This window comes from Devosia crocina, assembly GCF_900116545.1.
GTDB lineage: Bacteria > Pseudomonadota > Alphaproteobacteria > Rhizobiales > Devosiaceae > Devosia > Devosia crocina.
Window position 1 is genome coordinate 1 of sequence record NZ_FPCK01000006.1, and the last position, 3,426, is coordinate 3,426.

At 56.2% G+C, this 3,426-nt stretch carries 1 protein-coding gene and 1 pseudogene; both read left to right on the forward strand.

Annotated features, from left to right (window positions below; genetic code table 11):
• Window positions 1–605: 605 nt before the first annotated feature.
• Complete coding sequence (locus tag BM364_RS18130; RefSeq protein WP_139232634.1) at window positions 606–1,502, forward strand: hypothetical protein; 897 nt, start codon at window positions 606–608, stop codon at window positions 1,500–1,502.
• Between the two features lie 318 nt (window positions 1,503–1,820).
• Window positions 1,821–2,916: pseudogene (locus BM364_RS18135) on the forward strand (IS3 family transposase).
• The last annotated feature ends 510 nt before the right edge of the window (window positions 2,917–3,426 follow it).

A 3,426-nucleotide genomic window follows, 5' to 3' on the forward strand; every position in this document is an offset into this window, starting at 1 on the left:
GCGCCTCCGAAAAAGCGCGATAGGTAGTGTACCTCTGAAAAACGTGCACCCATCGAAAGTCTATCAACTTCCACCAGAATTGCTTCCAGCTTCCGTTCGCAAGAACTTCGCCGGCCACGTTTCTCTTTCTTCTTTCTTCACAATGTCAAAGAACTGACCCTACGTCCGCATGGACTGAAGCGTCGGCGAGAGCAAGGCTCTCATTGTTTCGGAAGAGAACAGAAGCTTGCTTCCGGTTGCCCGGCAGCTATCCTGCCTTTTCGGAGAATGTCGATCAGTCGGAAGCGCCAGGGCGTCTCGCGTCGTCGACAAGCGGGGTTATAGGGGAGTACCATTTTGCCGTCAACACCCGTGTGTAGGAAAAATGACATTTCTTCCAAACGTCGTTGCCCGATGTGGAAAACCGGCTGAGATGCAGGCAGCTACTGAAGTTTGGTTCAGTCTCAAAGTGCAACCTATGGCGCGGCATGCTTGACTGTCCTCTCAGTGTTCGAACCCTTCATTTGAGACGATAGTTGCGAACCATCGCCTTCCGAGCCCCACAACGTTAAGCAGATCTAAACTGCATGCTAGGTAGAAACGCCGTGCCCCCGGCCGAGGTTGGCATGGCTAACGGTGTCCTTGTTACTCGCGATTCGTCCGGATATGGCTCGGTGCACGCCCTTCGCGTGGCGGGCACCTCCGTGAACACAGCTTACCAGTGCATAGATGACGAGGTTCTCCTTTACCGCCCCCGTGATATCACACCAGGCAGTTACATCGGCACGGCGAAGGTCACTGACGTGTGGGCGCGTCGCGGAAAGCACCACATCCTCATTGAGCTGGAAGACATATTGCTCTTCAATGAACCGCTCGGTCTGTCGCCTGATGGGCGGTACTTGGATCAGAGCATAGTGGATGCAACCGGCAATCTTGTGTTTCAAGCGACGGCGCCTGGGTTGCACCTTATATCAAGGTCGGATTTCTCGGCTATTGTACGCCGAGCTGGAGTCCACTTCTTCAGCCATCCATCCCAGCCTGCCTTTGACCCCGAAATGCATTTGGAGTCCGGCGGTTCGTTGCTGCCGCCCTTGGCTGTCAGGGCGACTCGTAGTGTGCTGGTCAGGTCACCTTTACGAAATCGGTGTCTGGATGTGTATGGTTGGCGCTGCATGTTCAGCGGCCGCAATCTCGATTTGCCGCACGGCGCTTCGCTGCTTGAAGCCTCTCACTTCCATCCTCTCCGATTTCGTGGCCTGGACGAGCTGTCAAATATTGGCATCAAAACACCGATACTCCACAAACTCTGGGAGTATGGCTATTTCGCGCTGCGGGCGGATGGCACCATTCTTTTCGCGCCGGACTTCCCTGATCTTTACCGAGCCGAGTTCAATGGACGGACGGAGGCCGAGTTTCCTCGCTACCGAAAGCACAGGCCAAATCCTAGCTATCTAGAGTTTCACCGCACTGAGCTTTATGAAAAGCAAATCCAAAACCGTATGACGGGTGGAGGGAGACAGTAGGTCGCGCGCCCCTGACCCAAAAGTACGAACGCGATTAGTCTGTTCATTACCCGGAACGATTTCAATGCGTGGCGCCAAAGGCCCTGCCTCAAATCGCTCCGCCGCTTGGAGGCCGGCCAGCAATGCTTGCCGTTGCCCTCCCAGGCTCCTCGCGTGCACTATCCACGCTCGCTGCGAGGATGGCCGTGACGGCTTCGCGGAATTCAATCCCTTGTCGTCGGGCAGCGTCATTCAGCGTGACGTGCCGCCGCCAATTTGGACCATTCTGAGCTGGAATTTTCCAGTTATGATCCCTGACCGGGGCGATGAAGAGTTCCGATGAAGGCATTGGAGTTTTCTGAGGCGCAGAATGCGTTCATGTTGAAGCAAGCTGAGAACGGCACGGCCATTGGTGAGGTCTGCCGCATGGCCGGGATTTCCGAAGCCACGTTCTACAACTGGCGCAAACGTTATGCCAGGCTGATGCCGTCTGAGGTGAAGCGGTTGCGTCAGCTCGAGGAAGAGAAGGGCAAGCTCAAACGCTTGGTGGCCGATCTGAGCCTGGACAAAGCCATGCTGTGCGATGATCTGCAAAAAAGCTCTGAAGCCTGCCCATCGGCGCCAGCGTGTCTATGCGGTGAGGGAGGCCTGGAAGGTATCGGTGCGTCGGGACTGCGAAGCCCTGCGGATTGACCGCTCCCTCACACCTACAAGTCCAAGCGCGGCGAGCAGGCCGATCTCGAGCTCAGGACCAAGGAGATCTGCGAGACCCGGGTTCGCTCCGGGTATCGACGTGTGCATGTCCTCCTGCTGCGAGAAAGATGGCCAATCAACATGAAGCGAACTTGTAGGCTTCTAATGAGTTGCGGTTGCAGCTGCGTAAAAAGACGTCGAAGCGGCGCGTGAAGGCCAAACTTAGGCAGGACCGAACCGATGCGACCCACTCCAACCGGGTCTGGGCCATGGACTTAGTGCATGACCAACTGGCCACCGGTCGGAAACTGCGCATCCTAACCATCGTCGATACCCACTCCCTCTATGCGCCGGCGACTGATCCCGATTCAGCTATCGCGGTGAAAACGTCGTGCAGACGCCCGAAAGGGTCTGCAGGTAAGTGGGCTATCCGAAGATGATCCGGGTGGACAATGGCAGCGAGTTCATTTCCCGCGACCTCGATCTCTGGGCCTATCAGCGGGATGTGGTCTTGGACTTCTCCCGGCCCGGTAAGCCCACCGACAATGGGTATATTAGGTCGTTTAATGGCAAATTTCGGGCCGAGTGCCTGGCCCATCACTGGTTCCTGAGCCTTGACGACGCCCGCCAGAAAAAGGAGGAATGGTGTCGAGACTACAACGAGGTTCGACCTCACAGCGCCATCGGCACCAGACCCCCGATATCGCTCATAAATGCCTCCGGCGCATCCGGTCCGCCGTGAGTGCTACCCGCGGGAAATCCCCCAGCCAGGCGGTCACAAATCGGGTCCCGCGACAATCTCAAAAGCGGGTCCTACGTCAAACTGGAGGGGACTTGGGGTTCAGCGCAAGCGATATTCACCTACTGTAACTGACGCTTGGATCCGACCTGGACGCGCCCCCCTATGTCTGTTTTGTCTTATTTTGTGCCTTCAGGATATCGCCAGCGCTTCAGCTAGCCGCAGAAGTTGATCTTGGCGTTACCTTGCACATGGACGCGCTGCGTTTTTCGAACGGCGGAGAACCTGCGTGAAGACTTCGTCGAACAGGCTGCAGAAAACAGAAAGGCGAAGAGCGAACGTGTCTACGTGTCGCAAACACAAAAAGCCCCCGGTCATTTCTGACTGGGGGCTTTTGTGTGTTGGTTATCGTGAAGAGCTTTTGTGTTTTTAGCAGACCTTGCGGTGCCCTACTCTCCCAAGTCTTGAGACTTAGTACCATTGGCGCAGCGGGATTTGACGGTCGAGTTCGGG